The following is a 22718-nucleotide window of genomic DNA, read 5'->3' on the forward strand; positions in this document are numbered from 1 at the left end:
CCTTTTGTCATATACTCTTTTTAGTTATTTTTATTCTTTCAATTGCTCTTAATAATGCCGCTTTATTCCTCATATACTCTTTATGTGCAAGCTCTCTTCGCAAATTTTCTTCTGCTCTTTCCTTTGCTTTTTGAGCTCTTCTTAAATCTATATCCTCCGGCCACTCAGCCGCATCAACCATAAGCGTTACGGAATTACGTCCCACTTCCATGAAACCTTCACCAACAAATGCTTTCCTATCAACGCCATCTTTTCTTATCTTTATTATTCCAGCCATTACCGCAAACACCATCGGAATATGATTTTTCATCACACCTATCTTACCCAAAGATGTGTTTATTACTATCATCTCTGCCATGTCACCAAAAAATTTTTTATCTGGTGTAACTATATCTAACTTAAATGACTTATCCATATCACTACTCCTCGCTTTCCGATGCTTTTGCCCTCTCATATACTTCGTCTATATTACCCGCCATCAAAAAGTGCGTCTCTGAAATGTTATCCATCTTCCCTTCAATTATATCCTCAAAACCTTTTATTGTTTCCTCTACTGGAACATACTTACCCACCATACCAGTAAAGTTTTCTGCAACAAAAAATGGTTGTGATAAGAATCTTTGTATCTTCCTTCCTCGGTACACTACAAGCTTATCCTCCTCCGATAACTCATCCATACCTAATATGGCTATTATGTCTTGTAGCTCCTTATTGCGCTGCAAGATCTCTTGCACCTTTCTTGCAACATTGTAGTGTCTCTCCCCTACTACCTTAGGATCCAGTATCCTAGACGTAGACTCTAGAGGATCAACTGCAGGATATATACCCAAGTCTACTATTTCCCTTGACAATACCGTTGTAGCATCCAAATGAGCAAATGTAGTTGCTGGGGCTGGATCAGTCAAATCATCTGCTGGTACATATACCGCTTGAACTGATGTAATTGATCCTTTATTTGTAGATGTAATTCTCTCCTGTAACTCACCCAACTCAGTTGCTAATGTAGGCTGATATCCAACTGCGGATGGCATCCTTCCCATAAGTGCCGATACCTCAGATCCAGCCTGTACAAATCTAAATATATTATCTATAAACAACAATACATCTTGCTGCATATTATCCCTAAAATATTCCGCAACAGTAAGTCCACTAAGCCCAACTCTCATCCTTGCTCCAGGTGGCTCATTCATCTGACCAAATATAAGCGCAGTCTTATCTAATACTCCTGACTCTCTCATCTCATTCCACAAATCATTTCCTTCTCTAGATCGTTCACCTACACCAGTAAACACAGAATATCCTCCGTGCTTAGTTGCTATCCTTCGTATTAGTTCTTGTATTAAAACAGTTTTACCCACTCCAGCGCCACCGAACAAACCAATCTTTCCACCTTTCGCATATGGAGCTAGCAAATCTATTACCTTTATTCCCGTCTCGAATATCTCAGTCGCACCTTTTTGATCCTCTAGTGCAGGTGCACTCCTATGTATTGGCATGCGTTCCTTTGTTTGTACGTCACCTAGTTTGTCTATTGGCTCACCCAGTACATTAAACACCCTACCCAATACTTCTCTACCTACTGGCACCATAATAGGTGCACCTGTATCCACCACTTGCATACCTCTTTTTAATCCTTCTGTAGGAGACATAGACACCGCTCTTACTACATCATCTCCTAAATGCTTCATAACTTCACACACTATCTTCTCGCCGTCTTTCTCTATCTCTACAGCATTATATATTTTCGGCAATTCATCTGGCTTAAATTTTACATCTATTACAGGACCAATTATCCTGACTATTTTCCCTACACCACTCATGCTATACCTCCTTTTTAGAAATCATTCGGCAGCTCCTCCGATAATCTCCGTTATCTCCTGAGTTATGGCCGCTTGTCTTGCTCTATTATAATATAAATCTAATTCCTTTATCATCTTATCTGCATTACGCGTTGCATTATCCATCGCCGTCATCCTGGATGTTTGTTCACTAACAAACGCTTCCACCATCAGCCCATATATTATCCCTTTTACATACTTATCAACCAATATTCTAAGTACTTCTTTTACTGACGGCTCATACAAAAAACCTTCTTCTTCATCTGAAACTAATTTTATTTCTTCTTCCAAACTCTTTTCATCAAGAGGCAAAAGCTTCATTTCTTTTGTCTCAAATGACATTCCTGATACAACTTTAGTATACACAACATACAACTCATTTATTTTGTTTTCCTTAAACAATGTTAAGAACATCTCAGATACATCACTTGCTCTTAGCAAAGTAGGATTATGAACAGGATAATCAAAATCTTCATCAACATTAAAACCGCTCTTACTTAAATGACTCTTTCCATAAAACCCCGCGACATACATTTTGTCTTCCTTACTAACCTTATCTTCAACCATCTTTATTATGTTGTTGTTATATCCTCCTGCCAAACCCTTATCTCCGGACAACACAAAGTATGCTTTTTTTATATCACCTTTTGCCTTTTTAAAAAAAATATTATCTACCTTTTTCTCTTTCTTCAACACCTTTGCCATTACTTCCTTTACCCTTCTGTAAAAGGCTTGTGTATCTTCATACTGTTTTCTTGCCTTCTTCATCTTTGATACAGATATAAGTTTCATGGCTTTAGTTATTTGCTTAGTTTTCTTAACACTATTTATCCTTAACTTGATCTCCCTCATCTTTGCCATGATCTGTAAATCCTCCTTTAGTGGATTCCTTGAACTCAACTACCGCTTTTTTTATCATATCCTCTGTACCTACCGTTAGCTCACCAGTATCATGTATGCTACTTATTATCTTTGGATAATTCTCTTTTATATATACAATAAAATCTTTAACAAACTTTCTTACATCCTTCGTCTCAACATCCATCAAATACTTATTCATTGCTATATATAAAATAACAACTTGTTCTTGTTGCTCAATAGGCATATACTGATCCTGTTTTAGCACCTCCATTATTTTTTCACCTTGCATCAGTGTCTCTCTTGTTGTTTTATCCAAGTCCGATCCAAATTGTGCAAAAACAGCAAGTTCCCTATACTGTGCTAGTGTCATTCTTAATGTACCTGAAACTTTCTTCATTGCCTTTATCTGTGCCGCGCCTCCAACCCTAGATACCGACAATCCGACACTTATTGCTGGTCTTTGTCCTGCATTAAATAACTCTTGCTCTAAATAAATTTGCCCATCTGTTATTGATATAACATTGGTCGGTATATATGCTGACACATCCTGTGCCTGTGTCTCTATTATGGGAAGAGCTGTGATTGATCCTCCACCCAATTCATCGCTTATTCTTGCTGCACGTTCCAACAACCTCGAGTGTAAATAAAACACATCCCCAGGATATGCTTCCCTTCCAGGTGGCCTCTTTAGCAATAATGACATTGCTCTATACGCTATAGCATGCTTAGATAAATCATCATACACAATAAGTACATCTTTGTGATCATTATACATAAATTCTTCTGCTATTGCCACTCCTGCATAAGGTGCAATATACTGTAACGACTCCTTTTGACTGGCAGTAGACGACACAATCACTGTGTATTCCATTGAGCCAGTTTCCTCTAACTTATTTATTATGTTCGCAACAGTTGATGCTTTCTGCCCTATTGCAACATAGATACATATAACACCTTTGCCCTTTTGATTTATTATTGCATCCACAGCTATCGCACTCTTGCCTGTTCCTCTGTCTCCAATTATAAGCTCTCTTTGACCTCTTCCTATTGGTATCATAGAATCTATCGCTAATATTCCAGTCTCTAACGGAACACTAACCGATTTTCTATCTATTACACCTGTAGCTTTTGACTCAACTGGTCGCGTTTTCTTAGATAAAATTTCACCTTTCCCGTCAAGTGGCTCTCCTAACGGACTTATAACTCTTCCTAAAACTTCGCTACCAACCGGAATCTCAATACCCCTACTTGTGCCGTAAACTTTTGTTCCCTCTTTTATATTAGCGTCATCGCCCAATATAACACAAGCAATACTATCCTCCTCTAAATTCATGGCCATTCCAAACTCGCCATCTTCAAATTTAAGGAGCTCACCTTGCATACAATCATCCAGCCCACTTATTCTTGCTATGCCATCACCACACTCTATAACATAACCTACTGTATCTGCAGTAACCTTCATATTATAGTTTTCTATCTGTGATTTTATAATTTCACTAATATCACAAGCCTTAATACCCAACCTTCATCACCTACTTTTCGTATTTTTGTTCACCAGCCAACATGTGCTCTTTTAAATTCATTAATTTAGTCCTTAATGTGGCATCAATCACCCTATCTTTATATTCTATCCTTATGCCACCAATAATACTTTTATCCACTACATTTATTACATCTATGTCAAAGTCACAAAACTTTTCTTTATACTTGCGCTTTATGGCTTGTATTTCCGCTTCATCTAGCTCTAATGCAGATGTTACCCTAAGTTCTATTATGTTATGATAATCATTATACAACTTATTATAACTTTTTTCTATTGATGACAAAAATTTTATGCAATCCTTGTCTATTAAAAGCTTAACAAAATTTAAAAAGATTCCCTCATTGTCATCTTCTAAAATCTTACTAATAACATTTTTCCTATCATTTTTGCTAATACTATAATTTAGCAAAAATGGCCAAAGCTCTTTTTCATTACTACACAACTCTCTTAAATTACAAAGCTTATCTTTGTAGTCACATGTCGCATTTCTCTTTAGCCCTACATCAAATAACGCTTTAGCATATCTTTTGCTTTCCTCTACCATTATAATACACCTTCTTTATCTAAAAAATTTCTGACAACCTGCTTGTTTGTCTCGTTATTTAGATTAACCTCCATAACCCTAGATGCAATTAAAATAGAAAGATCCACTACTTGTTTTCGCAGCTCTTGTACCATCTTATCTCGTTCTTCTTCTATCTCTCCTCGAGCTTTCATAATTATCTTTTCTGCCTCTCTTCTGGTTTCCTCAATCATGTGTTCACACTCTTTTTGGGCAGCTTCCTTAGCTTCTTTTATAATTGATTCTCCATCCTTTTGGGCGTTGTCCAACTGCTCTTTATACCTAGTTTTATATACTTTAGCATCGTTTTGCAATTGTTCTGCGTCATCTATTTGTTTTTTTATGCTATTCTCTCTATCCTCCATTATCTTCATTATAGGCTTAAAGAGTAACTTTTTTAAGACTACATACATAACAATCAAATTTAGCATTGTCCATATGAATGTAGGTCCAAAATTAAACATCTATATTCACCCTTCCTCTTCCATATAGGGATATCTTCTCTTAAGGAAACTTTGTGAAAAGCAATCTTCTCGATTACTTTTCACATATTTTCCATTAACCAAGTTTAATTATCATCATAATAGCAGCTATAAGACCATAAACTGCTGTTGCCTCTATCAACGCGCCTCCTATTATCAACATAGACTGAATTCTATCAGCTGCCTCTGGTTGTCTTGCTGCTGCATTAGCTGCCTTTGATGTTGCAACTGCTAATCCTATTCCTCCTACTATGCATGTCAACAACGGTATTACCGCCGCAAACACCATCGATACTGGTAACTCTTTCATCCTAATCACCTCCTTAATCTTCCAATGCATCTCCTATATATATAGTCGATAAAAATACAAATATATATGCTTGCAATATCCCGTCAAATAAGTCAAAATATGCACTCATGATAACAGGAGCCAATATCGGTAGCATTGAATATGTTATCTCCATCGCTATAAATGCACCCAATATATTACCAAATAATCTTAAGCACAACGACATTGGTTTTATTGCTAGCTCTAATATATTTATAGGTAACATAACTGCTACTGGCTTACACAATGTTTTTATCCATCCTCTAAATCCCTTAAAATAGATAGTAGAAAAAATGATTGTCACTATAGTCATCAATGCACATCCCGCTGCAACATTTATATCTCTTGTTGGCGGGGTAATAGAATAACTAGGTATCTTATTAAAAACTTCTAAGTGCGTAATATTATATAAGTCCTTACTTGTAGGTATCACATTAAATATTGATATCATATTAGATAAACTCAAGAATATCGCCAATGTACCTATATATGGAACAAAATATTTCCAATAATGTCCCATCGTTTTTTTACACATATTCCCAATAAATTCTATAGCCATTTCAACTAAATTCTGTTTCTTATCAGGGATAGTCTTAAGATTCCTAGAAAAAATATACGCTATTATAACCAGTGCAACCATAACAATCCACATTGTGATCATTGACTCTGTCACAACAATATTTAGTCTTCCTATAGAAAATCTAAATATTTCACGTGTAACTAGCGCTTCTTGTATCTTTTCTTCCATATAAATCACCTTCTTCTAGTTAAACTCAAAAATTGCTAAGACCACCCAGTATGCCAAACACTACTATTATCAAGCTTCCTATAATGCTTCCAATAACGCCATATAATGTATATACTCCTCCAAAAGTAAAACACGCTATCACAAGAAAAACTACCGTCATCAAGAGCGACATACCATAATTAACTAAACTATGAACCAGCGAATCCTTTTGGCCCTTTATCACCACATCCATAAGATCACTAATACAATAAAACCTAATATAGCTTATAGCACTAGTAACAACAAAAATAACACCACCGCGAATATCTCTCTTGATTAAAATTATTAATACAAACACTAGCAGTGTTATTTGGATTATTCGCTCTTCTACATAACTTTCTAGGTCGCTTATCAAGTCATTCTTATCCATAAGATTTACCTCTTATCTCTTGACTTAACCTGCTTTTTCCAGTCCATGCATATCATTTATCTCCAAATTTCTAGTGTGCTCTGTATGTGCCCATTCTTTCTTACGTCTATTTATAAAACCTGCTATTATTATAGGAACCCACGTCAAGCTATATATCGGCAATAACAAAGAATATACTCCTACTTTAGGTGAAAATTTCCCTTCTACTGCCACAAATAATATATTAACGTACGTCACTACTAAAACCAATACCAAAAACAAAAGCACATCTTTTCCACTAAAAGTAGCTATGTCTAAACAACATAAACCTATTATACCCCTTACAAACGCATTTACCGTACTTATAACAATCACAAATGGTTGTATCAAATACAACGAAGCATCTATCGCAACCATATCTCTTTCCTTTATCCCTTTGATAAGTAGTGCTTTTAAATATCTACTTGCACAATCACAATGCCCTTGCATCCATCTTTTTCTCTGTCTACACGATTGCACAAGCCTAAGCGGCTTTTCATCATAAACTACTGCCTCATGTGACCACGCAACCTTCATATTCTTTTGTATCAACTTTAGCGAAAACTCTAAGTCTTCTGTAAGACAAATTGCTCCCCAGCCTATCTCTTTTAAAACATCCATTCTCATAACAAAACCTGTACCACCTAATGCACAGTTTAGGCCTAAATAATACCTTGGCAACTGAAACAATCTATTACTTATCCAATATGCTATAGAATAATTAGCTGATATCCATGAATCCTCCGGATTTTTACTATCTAAATATCCTTGTATTACTTTATGCCCCTGACACAACCTTTTATTCATCTCTAAGAAGAAATTCTTAGAAACCAAATTATCTGCGTCAAGTATACAAACAGCATCATATTCTACTTCCATGGCCAATAGATTGTTAAACATCCATTCCAGCGAGTATCCTTTTCCTTTTTTTACACTATCAACTCTTTCATAAACTTGAGCACCAACCTCTCTCGCTATTTCGGCCGTTTTGTCATCACAATTATCCGCTATAACATATATATCATACATGTCCTTGGGATAATCTATGTCATTTAAACTTCTTACAGCACTAGCTATGACCCTTTCTTCATTGTGCGCTGCTATTAATATTGCAAACCTATTCTTCACAGGAAACTCCGTTGCTGGCACTTCCCCTCTTTTTAGCCAACCAAACGCTGATACAATAAAATAATATATAAATACTATCCACAACAAGACTTGCAAAATAAAACCAATTATTGAACTAATTTCATTAATAGATAAATTCATTTTTATACCCCTCGCCAAAAAATCATTTATACATACAAATATTGTAAAACCATCAATATAAATAAACAACTTATACTGCCAACCAGTACTTTAATACAATTACTACAAATATCATAAATGCGATAGGTTCTTCGACCCTCCTTATAGTTTATAATATGTCCGCTATAATATCAAGTATACAAATTAAATAATTTTACATAAACTAACACAAATCTTTTTGTTTAATTATGTAGAGATTTCTCAAAAACTTCACCAGCATACTATAACACACTTTTTTTCACTATACAATATTAAAAAATAATCTACCAGCAATTTCTATCGGCAAAAATTTATAATTTTTCTAAAAATTCTTATTCTTTTCCCGTTGGTAGCAATAATTATCTGACCACATTCGTCAGTTCTAAATACCTCTATATTATTATTCTTTAATCTTTCTAAAACTACTTTTGATGGATGATTAAATCTGTTATCTTCCCCTACGCTAATAACTGCAATTTTGGGATTTACTCTTCTTACAAATTCCTCACTCGTTGAGTATTCTGACCCATGATGCGCAACCTTTAAAATATCTGCTCTTAAATTTAACTTATTACTCACCATTTTTTCTTCACAATCTTTGGTTATATCAGACGTAAACAAAAAATTTTTATCCTTATATTTCACCTTAAATACTAACGAATTATCATTTTCTCCCTCTAATTCTCTATTTATATCTGGATTCAAAAACTCAATTATTGTATCTTTATCAATAATAATATTATCTCGGCTTTTACATTTATATATATGCGTTTTTCGTGTATCTATTTGTGATATTAACTTATCCATATCTCCTCTGTAATTTGTATCAGGTATAATTAATTTGTTAACATCTACACTATTTACAACATTTATTAATCCTCCTATATGATCCATATGACCATGAGTCGCTATCATAACATCTATATTAGTCACTTTATTTTTTATAATTTCTGAAGCATTTATGTTTTCTCCTCCATCTATTAAAATATTTTTATTATGGTTTGTTTTTATTAAAATACAGTCTCCTTGTCCTACATCCATAAAGTTTATTTTGAAATCTCTGGGTGCAAAATTATACAAAAGTATTATAATCATTATTATCCCTGCTATAATGTTCCTATATTTGTTGAAAAAAATTTTTGCTTTATCAGATTTTTTGTACATAAAAATACTTAAAACGATACTATAGTACACCATAATACCTGTAATCCCTATATATACTATATTTATTGTTAAAAAATGTATGCTAGATAGCCCTTTTGCTATTATAAAAATAAACTTAAGCATTATCTCTATCAAAATAGCTATAGGTTTAGCTAAAATATAACTTATTTTTCTTACAATAAGCATAATTATTCCAGCAAAAACACTAACACTATGCGCATTAGATATTAATATATTTATTAATATAGAACTTAAGGAAAGTTTATTAAAATAGTAAACTTCTAGAGGCAAAACACCTATATTTACTGCAATACTAACTGACAATATCTCTATCAATACTTTGTTAATAGGCTTCTTTTCTAAATACTCCTTTATTTTTTGTGCAAATAAAATTATAGACAACGTGGCAATAAAACTAAACTGAAAACCCATACTGTAAAATGAAAATGGATTTATAATCAATATTATCAATGCTGCAACAATTAAATTTAACAAGGTTTCAGAGTTATAAAATAATATCTCTCCCATTAAACTTAAAACCGTCATTATAGTAGCCCTTATTAAGGATAGAGTAAAACCAACTACTAGCACATATAAGCCAAGTATTGCAATTAATATTGAGTTAACTAATCTGTATCTAATCTTGGCTAATTTTAATATACTTCTAAATATTATTACTATATACACTATATTAATGCCAGATACGCTAAGTAAATGAGCTAAGCCGTATTCTCTAATTTTTTTAATCATATCACAAGATAAATATTGCGTATCCCCTACCAACATGCTTTTTAATAAAGCTGATTCCCTCGGCGCCAACATCTCATCCATAATTTTAAATATTTTATGTCGTAGCTTAATTCCTATCTCTAACATCTTATTACTTTTTGTCTTGTCTCCAATTTTTATAAGATCACTCTTTACAAAAACTGTTCCATATATATTCTTCTCATATAAATATGTCCTGTAATTAAATCCCCCAATATTTCTACTGTTAGTTGGTAATTTAACTTTTCCTACAAAATATATCTCTTTACCGTATGTATAATTATCTTCAAATAAATCTTTATCTGTTATTAATAACAATTTTCTCGCTATTTCTTCTCTTTTTTGTTTAAATTGTACTCTTGTTGTTTTTATAACATAACAATACTTATCGTTTTTCACTGTTTTATCTGATATAATATTCGCATTTATTCTGATATTTTTCCCTTTGTATCGTGAAAAACTTGTGTCCAATTTCATATGTACTGTTATAAAACTACCATAAATACCGAATAAAATAGCAATAAAATATATTAATTTATTCTTGCTATTTATAAAAATTACAACTAACAAACATAACAATTCTATAACTAAGCATATAGTATAACTTGATGTTACGTTTCCTAAAACTATTCCTAATACATTAAAAATCAAAAATACTATACTTGGAAACTTCAAAACTCTATATTACTCCTTTCTATTTTTTAGATTAACATATATTGAAATATTTGTCAATATATGTAGTTTTTTTCTTTTCTGTACATATAGCACCACATTTGATATAATTATCTTATCAAACTTAAAGGAGATTTTTTTATGAGATGCCCATATTGTTCACATATAGAAGATAAAGTAATCGACTCTAGACCTAATGAAGACTCTTCTTCAATTAGGCGGAGACGTGAGTGCCTTAAATGTCACAAGCGATTTACTACTTATGAAAAGATAGAAAATATTCCTCTAATGGTAATAAAAAAAGACAAGACTCGCGAGGAATTTGACGCAAACAAAATGCTTAGTGGCTTACTTCGAGCCTGCGAAAAACGTCCTGTGTCTGTTTCAACTTTAGAAAATCTAGTTTATGATATAGAAAATCAAATTTTAACATCATTGACAAAGGAAATTGATTCTTGTACTCTAGGTGAGATTGTGATGGATAAACTAAAAGATATAGATGATGTGGCATATGTACGTTTTGCTTCTGTTTATAGACAGTTTAAAAACATAAATGCCTTTATAGAAGAGTTACAAAAATTACTAAAAAAATAGAGGAGGCTACTTTGTGAAACATATATTTTTATTAGGCAAAGAAAGTTTTAATTTTTATGATCCTTTTATATTTAGTATTGTAAACTCCTTATCCAAAAAATCTACTAATCCTTATGTTTCATACCATATATCATGCTTTGTTAGAAAAAAAAGATTCTTGCCAACAAATACAAATAAAACAACCTTTTTTAAGGTACATGTTCCAGGATTAGGACCTTTCTCATACTGGTTCTATGACGTTTTTAGTATATATAAAACTTTTAGATATATAAAAAAACATCATATAACAAATTCCACTATTGTACTTTTTTCTACTCGTAGTGGTATTTTCCTACCTTTTTTCACTTATAAATTTAAACTATTTAATACATCTTTGTTTGTATATTGCAAAAAAGATGTTATTAATGGCTGGACATTCTTAGTACGAAAACTTTGGTCCTTGTCTGAATATTTTTGCGTTAGATTTAGCGATATACTGCTATCTTCCGCTAATACATTAACTTCATATTTGAAAGAAACTTATAAAAGAACTAATCCTTTAATTATAAACTTACCCTATGATTTATCAGTCTTAGATAATGAATTTCATTCTTTTTTAAGTCAGTTTGATATTAAACCATATGATTATTATCTTGTAATTGGAAAGTTTTCTCAATTTGGTGGCATATTTAATATACTCAATTGGTTTAGTAAATCTAATACTACCAAAAAACTTGTAATACTGTGTCAAAAAGATTCTCCTTCATTTAAAAAATCAATGTCTTTAGATTCAAGTCAGGATAAAAGAATACTTTTTCTTAATATATCTCGATTTGAGCATTTAATTTATCATCTAATGAAATATTGTATAGCCCTTATACACTACAGTTTATTGGGTATAAATAAGCAATTTTTAAATACTGACCTTGATATTTTACACTTAATTATAAAAAGCCCTTTCAATCGAAATATAAAACTTTCAAATAAATTATATTTCGATGAAAAAGACTTTTTAGACGTAATTAAAAAGGCTGATTCTTTAACACCTTCTAAGCCTTTCTCTAAGCTTGATTTAGACAATACAAAAGTATTAAATCTTGTAAAAACTATAGAAAATTTGTTTTAGATTTCTATACCTAAACTTTTAAGGAACAAATACCTTCAAACCTTTATTTATAAATTCAACAACAACTGGTAATGAATCTCCTTTTTCCCCATCCACGGTTGATACTATCTCCCTATTAGCGCTTATAAAACACTTCTTAAACCTAAAAATTTTTACATTAGGATTATCATCTATTGTTCCATTTAACACCTTGAAAAATAACCCTATCAAATCAATATGAGAACATTCTTTTAATACAACAATATCCATCATCCCATCAGTTATACTTGCTTTCTTTACTATATTAGTGAAGCCACCTATATTCTTTCCGTTCGTTATAAAAAACAAAATTGCATCCTCTTTTATTTCTCCCTCATCCGTGTTTATTGTAAGCTTAAACGATCGTATATTTGCTACTTCACTTAGCGCCTTTATATAATATGCAAACGCACCTAAATTCTTCTTTAATTCGTTATCTGTTTTAAAAGATATGTCCGCAAAAGCCCCTCCTGCATAGGTATTAAGAAAATATTTTTCCTTATTCAAAAGACCTATGTCAACATGTTTTATCTTACCCTTTAGTATCACATCTATATTTGTATCAAAACTTGCTGAAACTCCTATACATGTTGCAAAATCATTACATGTGCCAGCTGGAATCACTCCTAGTGGAATATTTAATCCACTTTGCATCAAAACATTAGCCACGTAGTTTATCGTACCATCTCCGCCCGCTGCCATAATAAATTCATATTCCTCATTTTTTAATGTGTAAAGTAACTCGTGTGTTTTATCAAACTCCAATATATACGGCTGCACCAACACTCCTATACTTTGAAATTTATCAAAAATATACCCTAACTTATTTACTATAAAACGCGCTCCAGATAATGGATTATACACCAGAATTGCTTTTCTCATAAGCTTACATCATCCTTGTCTTAATTATTTTCTAGTTTTCTTTTTTGCTTTTATATCACATTTTGCTTTCTTTACTTTACTAACTTTCTTCTCTACATTAAAATTATAATTCTGTCCTGAATTATTATCCCAATTTTCTGCAGGATCTCTAAATGCCATTCCTAACTGTCCCTCTTTTTTTAATTTAAATTTTATTTTGAACATACCATCTGAAAACATCATTGGCATATCCTCGCAGCCATCCCACATCTCTCCGTATCCTATTCTCATATAAACTTGCTGTGCACCACTTGTTAACAACAACCCTTTATATCCTACTGTTATTTCATCTCCCACTGCCATCTTTTGCTTAGATAAAAATAAACCATTTTGTTCATACATCTTAGATTTGTTTAACATTTTTTAATCCCACCTTTTGTTAATTTATTTTCCTCCATCCTTTAGGATAAAGATTCTTCAAAATGTAATCTTGTTGTTTTGCCCAGCCTAAAGTAAATCCATCTAAAAGCATACCCACGTAGCCATTATCTTTTTCCCTTCTTATTAATGTCTCTCCCTTTAAGTACCTTATTAACTCACAAGAATTATATGGTAACGATATCGTATTTTTTATGTCGTCAGAATTAAGAGAAATTATTAATGAATTCGATGGCTCAAATTTATAATTTCTAAAATCCCCCAAATACCATCCATACTTCACAACTTTAATATTATCCATACTAGGCAAACCTTTTGGCACCATATATAAGCTATTTCCCTCTCTTTTGAATATCCCCTTTAATTCTATATTAAGGTTCTCTTTCTGAAAATCCCTAAACGCTTCTATATGTTTTTTATCTAAATTTATATATTTTATATCATCTTCTTTACAATTATTACCACCTAATTCATCTTCTCCTTTTTGCAGCATGGCTACAAAATGTCCTTCTCCTTTTAATTTATGTGGCCATAATCTAACTGCATTCTCTATTTCCTGATCTCCATGGTAAAATTCTTTCTTCGCCTTATCTATGCCATCTACCCTATCTATTTTTAATATTCTATACTCTTTATATTCATTTGTAAATTTATCTATTGTAATTTCATTCTCTAAAGGATCAAAAGTACACGTGGAATATACCAGCCTCCCCCCTTTTCGTAACATTTTATGTGCCTCTTTAAGTATGTTAATTTGCATTTTACTACATTCTTCATTTTTAAATTTATTATAGCTTCTAATTGCATCACTATCTTTTCTAAACATTCCTTCTCCTGAACATGGTGCATCAACTAATATCTTATCAAAATACTCATAAAAACATTGGGCTAAATTTTCTGGCGTATCATTAGTTACTACCACATTTTTAGCGCCAACCAACTCCACATTTTTAATTAATGCCTTAACTCTTTTAGGGCTAATATCATTCGATACTAACAGTCCCTTCCCCTTTAGTCCCGCCAATATTTGCACACTCTTTCCTCCTGGCGCTGCACAAAGATCTAATATCCTCTCTCCCTCTCTTGCATCTATAATATTCCCCGGAAGCATCGCACTAGGCTCTTGTATATAATATAATCCCACATAATAATATGGATCCTTTCCTGGCGATTCGTTTTTATTATAATAAAATCCATCCTCGGTCCACTTTATTGGCGTTAACTCAAATGGCGATATCTTTAAAAAATCTTCCACCGATATCTTCAGTGTATTTACTCTTAGCCCATAAAATCTATCTTGATCAAGGGATTTTATAAAATCATCATATTCATCCCCTAAAATATTTTTCATCTTTTCTTTAAAATCTTGTGGTAACTTCATAACACTATCCTCTCTAATCTTTTGTAACTATTATACCACATAGTGTCCACGTCATCTATTTTTTTTAACCATGATTTTTTCTATCTAAACTTCGATATTGTATAGCCTCCGCTATATTCCATGTCTTTATATCTTCACTTTGTTCCATATCCGCAAGTGTCCTAGACAATTTAAGTATTCTACTATATGCCCTTGCACTCAAATTTAGCTTATCAAATGCCTGTTTTAGCAATATTTTGCAATTATCATCTAGTTTGCAAAACTTATTTAAATACCGCCCATTAAGCTGTGAATTTGAAAATATCTTCATATTCTTATATCTATCTAACTGTATCTTCCTTGTTTGTATAACCCTTTTCCTTATTTCAGAAGAACTTTCTTCCTTTTTTGTATCGTTTAGTTCCTTGTACTTTACTGGATTCATCTCAATCTGTATATCTATTCTGTCTAATAATGGTCCACTTAATTTACTCATGTATTGATGCACCTGCCTTGGTGTACACGTACATGGAATTTTGTCATCCAAATAGTTCCCACACTTACACGGATTCGCTGCACATACTAACGTAGTCTCAGCTGGATAAACTACACTTCCATTTACTCTGGATATCGAAATATTCCCATCCTCCAGCGGTTGCCTTAATACTTCCAACGCCACTTTACTAAACTCTGGCACCTCATCTAAAAACAATACTCCATAATGTGCAAGAGATATCTCCCCAGGTTTTGGATACTTTCCACCTCCTATTAAAGCTATATTGGATATCGTATGATGAGGACTCCTAAATGGACGATTTCTTATAAGCGATTCATTTGGCTTTAACGTACCAGCTATACTATGTATCTTTGTTACTTCAAGCGATTCCTCAAACGTAAGTGGTGGCAATATAGTTGGCAGTCTCTTAGCTAACATAGTCTTACCACTACCAGGGCTTCCAATTAAAAGGCAATTGTGCCCTCCACTCGCTGCAATTTCTAGTCCCCTCTTAGCCGTTGGTTGTCCCCTAACATCAGAAAAATCAACATCATATGATACTTTTCTTTCGAATGTATCCTCTAATTCTAAATCATATGGTAAAATTTTTTCTACTTCATTTAGATGATTTATTATCTCTTTTATATTTTTAATAGGAAGTACCTCAATTCCTTTTACCACCCCAACCTCTTTTGCATTTTCCATCGGAACAACTATGCTTTTTATTCCCTCATCTAAACACTTCATAGCCATGGATAATGTACCGTTTACTGGCTTTACCTCTCCATTTAATGATAACTCTCCTACAAAGGCATACTCTAAAACAGCCTCTAACCTCACTTTACCCGATGCTATAAGTATTCCCAGTGCTATTGATAAATCTAACACAGAGCCCTCTTTTCTCACATTAGCCGGAGCTAAATTTATTGTCACTTTACCCTCTGGAAACTCAAATCCTGAATTTTTTATTGCCGATCTTACTCGCTCTCTTGATTCTTTTACTGCCGTATCACCTAATCCTACTACATCAAATACTCCTTCTCTAAAATCTATATCCGTCTCGACATCTATTAAATATCCATCTATTCCTACAATTCCACAACTTATTACTTTAGAAAACAAAATAACACTCCCTTTGACACGTTTTTGTATATTTTACTATAAAAATACAAAAATGTCAAGGGATTACCAAAAGTGTTTTTTTTAAGGAGCTATTCGATCTATAATATCGCATCACTCCTTCTTAATTCCCTGTATTATTATAAAATTCAACCTATATAGCAACAGGAATACCCTTTATACTGGCTCCTTTTTTATATCCTTCAAGTTTAAAGTCATCTACCTTAAATTCATAAAAATCCTTCACATCTGGATTTATAATTAACTTAGGCGCATCAAAAGTCTCCCGCTTTAACATCTCTCTTACTAACGGCACATGCCTATCGTATATGTGCGCATCAGCTATCACGTGCACTAGCTCTCCAACTTTAAGCCCTGCTGTTATCGCCATCATATGCATAAGTATAGCATATTGACATACATTCCAGTTATTTGCCACCAATACATCTGAAGATCGCTGATTCAATATCATGTTTAATCTTCCCTTTGTCACGTTAAATGTAACACTATAAGCACATGGATACAAATTCATCTCGTGCAAATCTTCATGATTGTACATGTTCACGATAATTCTTCTGCTATACGGATTATTCTTTAAGTCGTATATTGCTCTATCTACTTGATCAAACATACCTTCTTTATACTTATGTTTCTTACCCAACTGATATCCGTACGCCTTACCTATTGATCCATTCTTATCTGCCCAGCTATTCCAAATAGCACTACCTAATTCTTTTATATTATTTGATTTTTTCTGCCATATCCAAAGCAATTCATCTATTGCAAGCTTAAATGCCGTAGGTCTTAGCGTAATAATAGGAAACTCTTTTGATATATCATACCTATTTACCACACCAAATCTCTTTATTGTGTGAGCAGGTGTTCCATCTTCCCATCGAGCTCTTATTACTTGACCTTCCGATGATTCACCATTGTCTAATATATCATTACACATATGTATAAATATCTCGTCTGCCTTACTCATATTTTCACCTTCCACTATATGATTTTATCCTCTATTTCTCGCAAAACCTCTGCCAAAAATTCATCCACACTAAGGCATCCCTTGTCTCCATCTTTTCTACTTCTTACAGCCAAAACATTATTTTCTACCTCTTTATCACCTATAACCAACATATATGGCACCTTTTCTAACTGCGCCTCTCTTATTTTATACCCTATCTTTTCGCTTCTTAAGTCTACCTCTGTCCTTATTCCTTTTTCTTCCAATCTCTTTTGTACAGCCAAAACATACTCATGTTGATTCTCATGTATAGCCAACAACTTCACTTGCACCGGTGCCAACCATACTGGAAACGCTCCCGCATAATGCTCTGTTAGTATCGCGATAAATCTTTCTATACTACCAAACACAACCCTGTGTACCACAACAGGTCTATGTTTTTCTCCATCACTTCCTATATACATAAGGTCAAACTTTTCTGGTAACTGAAAATCTAGCTGTATTGTTCCACATTGCCATGTTCTACCCAAAGAATCCTCTAGGTGAAAATCTATCTTAGGGCCATAAAAAGCTCCATCTCCTTCATTTATCGAATAAGACATTTTCTTATTTTCTAATGCTCCTTTTAGCGCATTAATAGCCAAATCCCATTGTTCATCTGAACCCATTGAATTTTCGGGCCTTGTTGACAATTCCACATGATACTTAAACCCAAATACTCCATAAAACTTATTTATCAAATCTATTACACCAATTATCTCTTCTCTTATCTGATCATCTGTCATAAATATATGTGCATCATCTTGAGTAAAACATCTTACCCTCATTAATCCGTGCAATGCTCCTGACAACTCGTGCCTATGCACCAACCCCAACTCTGCCATTCTCTGCGGTAAGTCCCTATATGAATGTAGCCTTCTTTTGTACACTAACATTCCTCCAGGACAATTCATAGGCTTTATTGCATAATTTTCTTCATCTATCTTGGTAAAATACATGTTCTCTTTATAGTGATCCCAGTGCCCTGATCTATGCCACAACTCCTCGTTTAGTATTATAGGAGTTCTTATTTCTTGATATCCAGCCTTTTTATGTTCCTCGCGCCAGAAATTCTCTAGTATATTTCTTAAAATCATACCCTTTGGTAAAAAGAACGGAAAACCTGGGCCTTCATCTAATATTGTATAAAGATCCAACTCCCTACCAATTTTTCTGTGATCTCTTTTCTTAGCCTCTTCTATTCTCTCTAAATAAAGGTCCAACTCTTTTCTTTTAGGAAATGCTGTACCATATATTCTCTGAAGCATCTTATTTTTCTCGTTACCTCTCCAATATGCTCCAGCAACTGACATAAGCTTAACTGCCTTAACCTTCCCTGTTGACATAAGATGCGGTCCTGCACAAAGATCCACAAACTCACCTTGCTTATAGAAAGATATCTCTTCTCCTTCTGGCAAATCTTCTATCAACTCAACCTTATATGGCTCACTTAAATTCTTCATGTAATCTATTGCCTCTTGTCTTGGCATAGTAAAACGCTTTATAGGCAAATCTTCTCTTATAATAACATTCATCTCTTCTTCTATTGCCTCTAAATCTTCTGTTGTAAATGTCCTATCAAAATCGAAATCATAATAAAACCCATTATCTATTGATGGACCTATAGCAAGTTTTACATCCTTAAATAATCGTTTAACAGCTTGCGCCATTATATGTGATGCGGTGTGCCTATAAGCTGACTTTCCACCATCATCTTCGAATGTTAATATATTTAACGTCGCATCTTGATTGATTTCGTACCGCAAATCTCTTAACTCTCCATCAACTTCACAAGCCAAAGCATCCTGCATTAATCTTCTACTTATATCTTCTGTTATCTCTTTTACAGTAATACCTTTTGTATATTCCCTAACACTTCCATCTTTTAGTGTAATTTTTATCACTATAGGTCCCCCCTTTTTGATACTAATTATATAACAATTCCTCAACTATTTTCAAGACATTCTCTCTAAAACTTTTTAATCTATTATTAGATTCTTCATAACTTTTGCCTACAGCACCGAAATAAACTTTTATTTTAGGCTCGGTCCCTGATGGTCTTACGCAAAACCACTCATTATTCCCTAATTCGTAATATAAAACATCTGATTCTGGTAAATCTAACTTTTCCTGTTTCCCCGTAACCATATTTAAATATATTCTTCTTTTGTAATCTCTTTTAGCTAAAACACCAAGATTCTTTAGATTATCATCTTTATTATACCTTAACTCGTTCATAGTAAACTTTATTCTCTCTTGTCCATCTAACCCTTTTAGTGTATACGCTTTAACACTCTCCAAATAATAACCATATTTTTTATACAACGCTTGCAATGCGTCATACAACGTCATACCTTTTTTATTATAATATGCTGCCATCTCAGCTATCAGCATGGAGCTTACTACACCATCTTTATCTCTTGCAAATGTTCCAGCAAGATATCCATAGCTCTCCTCAAATCCAAATAAATATGTATAATCTCCATTTTCATCAAGCTCTTTTATCTTTTGTCCTATATACTTAAATCCTGTAAGCGTCTCTTCAACATGAACCCCAAATGTATAAGCTATCTTCCTGGCTAGCTCTGTTGTAACTATTGTTTTTACAACAAAGCTCTTTTTAGGTAGCTTACCTTTTTGATCTTTTTGCGACAAAATATAATCCATAAGCAATGATCCAATTTGATTGCCAGTTAATCCAATATAATCTCCACTACTATTTTTAACTGCAATGCCTACTCTATCGCAATCAGGATCTGTACCAATAACCAAATCAACGTTCTCCTTCTTCGCCAAATCTATTGCCATAGTCAATGCATTCATATTCTCTGGATTTGGCACCTCAACTGTCCTAAACTCACAATCTGGTAGCTCTTGTTCTTTTACAACTAACACATTACTAAAACCAATCTCTTTTAAAATTCTTCTAACAGGCTTGTTACCTGTACCATGAATAGGAGTATACACTATTTTAAAATCCTTTGCCTCTCTTACCACCTCTGGATTTATACTAAGCGTTTTTAGATTGTTTATGTATACATCATCAACATTACTACTTATCACTTCTAGTAACTTTTTTTCCTTTGCATGCTCGATAGACATAACTTCTATCTTGAATATATCCTTTACTCTATCTATTCTATTTGCTATCTTATCTGCATCTTGCAATGATATCTGAGCACCATCACTTCCATATACCTTGTATCCATTATACTCCTTTGGATTGTGACTTGCTGTTATAACTATCCCAGCCTCTGCCTTAAGGTATCTTACCGCAAATGACAATTCCGGAACAGGTCTTAACTCATCAAATAGATATACCTTTATTCCATTGTTAGTCAAAACCATTGCCGCCTGCTCTGCAAATTCATAAGACTTAAACCTTGAATCATATGCTATAACCACACCCCTCTTCATAGCTTCTTCACCCTTACTCTTTATGTGATCCGCTAATCCAAAAGATGCTTTTCTTACGGTATATATATTCATTCTATTAGTACCCGCACCAATTATCCCTCTTAGTCCAGCCGTACCAAACTCTAGATCTTTACAAAACCTCTCTTTTATTTCATCCATATCTTTTATAGATGAAAGCTCTTTTTTGGTAGCATCGTCTATGTACCTACTAATTAACCATTCGTTATATCGATCTTTATATATAGCCTCCATTTTTTATAGCTTATCCTCCCTCTTAAAGTCTCTTCTCTAATTCTTCTCTTTGTGCCTCAAAGCCAGGTTTTCCTAAAAGCGCAAACATATTCTTCTTATACGCCTCTACTCCAGGTTGATTAAATGGATTAACACCTAACAAATATCCGCTTATGCCACACGCCTTCTCAAAAAAGTATATCATATTCCCTAATGTATACTCATCCAATTTATCCACTGTAATAACCAAATTAGGCACTCCTCCATCTGTATGTGCAAGTAATGTTCCTTCCATCGCTTTTTTATTAACAAAATCTAGATCGCGACCCGCCAAAAAGTTTAGACCATCTAAATTATCTTGATTTTCTTTTATTTCTATACTCCTTCTTGGTTTATCAACTTTTATTACAGTCTCAAAAATATTTCTTAGTCCATCTTGTATATATTGTCCCATTGAATGAAGATCAGCTGAAAAATCCACTCCTGCAGGGAAAATTCCTTTTCCATCTTTTCCTTCACTCTCTCCATACAATTGCTTCCACCATTCAGTAAAATAATGAAGACATGGTTCATAATTTACCATGATTTCTGTTGTTTTACTCTTTCTGTATAGTATATTTCTGATAGCTGCATATTTATAACAATCATTCTCATATATATTTTCATTATTATACAAATCGTACGCATTTTTTGCACCAGCCATCAATTTATCTATATCCGCTCCAGACACTGCTATTGGCAACAATCCCACCGCGGTTAAAACAGAATATCTTCCACCTATATCATCTGGCACAACAAATGTTTCATAACCTTCTTTAGTTGCAAGACTCTTTAATGCTCCTCTTGCTTTATCTGTTGTTGCGTATATTCTATTTTTTGCTTCATCCTTGCCATACTTATTCTCCATGTATTCCTTTAATATTCTAAACGCTATCGCAGGCTCTGTTGTTGTTCCTGACTTAGATATAACGTTAAGCGAAACTTCTTTTTTATCTATCACATCAAATAAATCACAAAGGTAGGTTGAACTTATATTGTTCCCCACAAAATAAATCTCTGGAGTCTTCCTTTGCTCCTTACTTAAATTATTATAAAATGTGTGCGACAAGAAATCTATTGCCGCTTTAGCACCTAAATACGATCCACCTATTCCAACAACCAAAAACACATCCGTATTACTTTGTATTTTTTTTGCCGCCTTTTTTATTCTATCAAATTCTTGTTTATCGTAGTTAACAGGTAAGTCTACCCATCCAACATAGTCATTACCTAGTCCACTTTTATTATGTAGCATACTATGAGCTATTGCAACTTGCTTACTTAAGCCATCTATCTCATGCTCACCAAAAAAACTACTCGCCTTTTTATAATCTAGTCTAATCATAATATTTATCTC

Annotated in this window: 21 protein-coding genes; 2 read left to right on the plus strand and 19 right to left on the minus strand. The window is 33.3% G+C overall.

Annotation, left to right across the window (positions count from 1 at the left end; all coding sequences use genetic code 11):
* Positions 1 to 7: 7 nt before the first annotated feature.
* The 11 genes from atpC to J6Y29_01075 form a co-directional block, all read right to left on the minus strand.
* Entirely contained in the window at positions 8 to 415 is a 408-nt protein-coding gene (atpC, locus tag J6Y29_01025; protein ID MBP5426474.1) for an ATP synthase F1 subunit epsilon, read from the minus strand.
* Between the two features lie 4 nt (positions 416 to 419).
* On the minus strand, positions 420 to 1820 hold the full coding sequence (gene atpD / locus J6Y29_01030) for a F0F1 ATP synthase subunit beta (GenBank protein MBP5426475.1): 1401 nt from the start codon (positions 1818 to 1820) through the stop codon (positions 420 to 422).
* 21 nt (positions 1821 to 1841) lie between these two features.
* Positions 1842 to 2702, minus strand: coding sequence for an ATP synthase F1 subunit gamma (gene atpG / locus J6Y29_01035; GenBank protein ID MBP5426476.1), 861 nt, complete (start codon positions 2700 to 2702; stop codon positions 1842 to 1844).
* On the minus strand, positions 2662 to 4221 hold the full coding sequence (locus tag J6Y29_01040) for a F0F1 ATP synthase subunit alpha (GenBank protein ID MBP5426477.1): 1560 nt from the start codon (positions 4219 to 4221) through the stop codon (positions 2662 to 2664). The genes atpG and J6Y29_01040 overlap by 41 nt, the downstream gene beginning before the upstream one ends.
* Positions 4222 to 4231: 10 nt before the next feature.
* Positions 4232 to 4786, minus strand: a complete 555-nt coding sequence (gene atpH, locus J6Y29_01045) for an ATP synthase F1 subunit delta (protein ID MBP5426478.1) — start codon at positions 4784 to 4786, stop codon at positions 4232 to 4234.
* On the minus strand, positions 4786 to 5268 hold the full coding sequence (gene atpF, locus J6Y29_01050) for a F0F1 ATP synthase subunit B (protein MBP5426479.1): 483 nt from the start codon (positions 5266 to 5268) through the stop codon (positions 4786 to 4788). Before atpF ends, atpH begins: the two co-directional genes overlap by 1 nt.
* Positions 5269 to 5362: 94 nt before the next feature.
* Positions 5363 to 5596 carry an ATP F0F1 synthase subunit C gene (locus J6Y29_01055; GenBank protein MBP5426480.1) on the minus strand — a complete coding sequence of 78 codons (234 nt, stop codon included), beginning with the start codon at positions 5594 to 5596 and terminating at the stop codon, positions 5363 to 5365.
* A 13-nt stretch (positions 5597 to 5609) separates the two neighbouring features.
* Positions 5610 to 6362: a F0F1 ATP synthase subunit A gene (locus J6Y29_01060; protein MBP5426481.1), complete on the minus strand. Its 753-nt coding sequence runs from the start codon at positions 6360 to 6362 to the stop codon at positions 5610 to 5612.
* A 25-nt stretch (positions 6363 to 6387) separates the two neighbouring features.
* Positions 6388 to 6771, minus strand: a complete 384-nt coding sequence (locus J6Y29_01065) for a hypothetical protein (GenBank protein ID MBP5426482.1) — start codon at positions 6769 to 6771, stop codon at positions 6388 to 6390.
* Between the two features lie 24 nt (positions 6772 to 6795).
* Positions 6796 to 8058, minus strand: a complete 1263-nt coding sequence (locus J6Y29_01070; GenBank protein MBP5426483.1) for a glycosyltransferase family 2 protein — start codon at positions 8056 to 8058, stop codon at positions 6796 to 6798.
* Between the two features lie 315 nt (positions 8059 to 8373).
* A complete protein-coding gene (locus J6Y29_01075) occupies positions 8374 to 10683 on the minus strand; it encodes a DNA internalization-related competence protein ComEC/Rec2 (GenBank protein MBP5426484.1) in 2310 nt (769 codons plus the stop codon).
* 138 nt (positions 10684 to 10821) lie between these two features.
* Here J6Y29_01075 and nrdR point away from each other — a divergent pair, with 138 nt between their 5' ends.
* Complete coding sequence (gene nrdR / locus J6Y29_01080) at positions 10822 to 11274, plus strand: transcriptional regulator NrdR (protein MBP5426485.1); 453 nt, start codon at positions 10822 to 10824, stop codon at positions 11272 to 11274.
* Between the two features lie 13 nt (positions 11275 to 11287).
* Entirely contained in the window at positions 11288 to 12379 is a 1092-nt protein-coding gene (locus J6Y29_01085; GenBank protein ID MBP5426486.1) for a DUF1972 domain-containing protein, read from the plus strand.
* An 18-nt stretch (positions 12380 to 12397) separates the two neighbouring features.
* Here J6Y29_01085 and J6Y29_01090 read toward each other — a convergent pair whose 3' ends face one another.
* The 8 genes from J6Y29_01090 to J6Y29_01125 form a co-directional block, all read right to left on the minus strand.
* Positions 12398 to 13279, minus strand: a complete 882-nt coding sequence (locus J6Y29_01090) for a YegS/Rv2252/BmrU family lipid kinase (GenBank protein ID MBP5426487.1) — start codon at positions 13277 to 13279, stop codon at positions 12398 to 12400.
* Between the two features lie 24 nt (positions 13280 to 13303).
* The gene (locus J6Y29_01095; protein MBP5426488.1) at positions 13304 to 13678 is read right to left on the minus strand and encodes a carbohydrate-binding protein; all 375 of its coding nucleotides are present in this window, start codon (positions 13676 to 13678) and stop codon (positions 13304 to 13306) included.
* 19 nt (positions 13679 to 13697) lie between these two features.
* A complete protein-coding gene (locus J6Y29_01100; GenBank protein ID MBP5426489.1) occupies positions 13698 to 15077 on the minus strand; it encodes an RsmB/NOP family class I SAM-dependent RNA methyltransferase in 1380 nt (459 codons plus the stop codon).
* 64 nt (positions 15078 to 15141) lie between these two features.
* A complete protein-coding gene (locus J6Y29_01105; protein MBP5426490.1) occupies positions 15142 to 16674 on the minus strand; it encodes a YifB family Mg chelatase-like AAA ATPase in 1533 nt (510 codons plus the stop codon).
* A gap of 151 nt (positions 16675 to 16825) precedes the next feature.
* Positions 16826 to 17656, minus strand: a complete 831-nt coding sequence (gene thyA, locus J6Y29_01110) for a thymidylate synthase (GenBank protein MBP5426491.1) — start codon at positions 17654 to 17656, stop codon at positions 16826 to 16828.
* Between the two features lie 14 nt (positions 17657 to 17670).
* Complete coding sequence (thrS, locus tag J6Y29_01115; GenBank protein MBP5426492.1) at positions 17671 to 19578, minus strand: threonine--tRNA ligase; 1908 nt, start codon at positions 19576 to 19578, stop codon at positions 17671 to 17673.
* 22 nt (positions 19579 to 19600) lie between these two features.
* The gene (locus tag J6Y29_01120; protein ID MBP5426493.1) at positions 19601 to 21343 is read right to left on the minus strand and encodes a phospho-sugar mutase; all 1743 of its coding nucleotides are present in this window, start codon (positions 21341 to 21343) and stop codon (positions 19601 to 19603) included.
* A 22-nt stretch (positions 21344 to 21365) separates the two neighbouring features.
* Complete coding sequence (locus J6Y29_01125) at positions 21366 to 22706, minus strand: glucose-6-phosphate isomerase (GenBank protein MBP5426494.1); 1341 nt, start codon at positions 22704 to 22706, stop codon at positions 21366 to 21368.
* Positions 22707 to 22718 lie beyond the last annotated feature (12 nt).

The organism is Clostridiales bacterium (assembly GCA_017961515.1).
Classification (GTDB): domain Bacteria; phylum Bacillota; class Clostridia; order Acetivibrionales; family RGIG10202; genus RGIG10202.

Bases quoted from the DNA above. Each gene is read 5' to 3' on its own strand.
- atpC (MBP5426474.1), bottom strand. From the start codon at position 415: ATGGATAAGTCATTTAAGTTAGATATAGTTACACCAGATAAAAAATTT.
- atpD (MBP5426475.1), bottom strand. From the start codon at position 1,820: ATGAGTGGTGTAGGGAAAATAGTCAGGATAATTGGTCCTGTAATAGAT.
- atpH (MBP5426478.1), bottom strand. From the start codon at position 4,786: ATGGTAGAGGAAAGCAAAAGATATGCTAAAGCGTTATTTGATGTAGGG.
- atpF (MBP5426479.1), bottom strand. From the start codon at position 5,268: ATGTTTAATTTTGGACCTACATTCATATGGACAATGCTAAATTTGATT.
- J6Y29_01055 (MBP5426480.1), bottom strand. From the start codon at position 5,596: ATGAAAGAGTTACCAGTATCGATGGTGTTTGCGGCGGTAATACCGTTG.
- J6Y29_01060 (MBP5426481.1), bottom strand. From the start codon at position 6,362: ATGGAAGAAAAGATACAAGAAGCGCTAGTTACACGTGAAATATTTAGA.
- J6Y29_01065 (MBP5426482.1), bottom strand. From the start codon at position 6,771: ATGGATAAGAATGACTTGATAAGCGACCTAGAAAGTTATGTAGAAGAG.
- J6Y29_01070 (MBP5426483.1), bottom strand. From the start codon at position 8,058: ATGAATTTATCTATTAATGAAATTAGTTCAATAATTGGTTTTATTTTG.
- nrdR (MBP5426485.1), top strand. From the start codon at position 10,822: ATGAGATGCCCATATTGTTCACATATAGAAGATAAAGTAATCGACTCT.
- J6Y29_01090 (MBP5426487.1), bottom strand. From the start codon at position 13,279: ATGAGAAAAGCAATTCTGGTGTATAATCCATTATCTGGAGCGCGTTTT.
- J6Y29_01095 (MBP5426488.1), bottom strand. From the start codon at position 13,678: ATGTTAAACAAATCTAAGATGTATGAACAAAATGGTTTATTTTTATCT.
- J6Y29_01100 (MBP5426489.1), bottom strand. From the start codon at position 15,077: ATGAAGTTACCACAAGATTTTAAAGAAAAGATGAAAAATATTTTAGGG.
- thyA (MBP5426491.1), bottom strand. From the start codon at position 17,656: ATGAGTAAGGCAGACGAGATATTTATACATATGTGTAATGATATATTA.
- J6Y29_01120 (MBP5426493.1), bottom strand. From the start codon at position 21,343: ATGGAGGCTATATATAAAGATCGATATAACGAATGGTTAATTAGTAGG.
- J6Y29_01125 (MBP5426494.1), bottom strand. From the start codon at position 22,706: ATGATTAGACTAGATTATAAAAAGGCGAGTAGTTTTTTTGGTGAGCAT.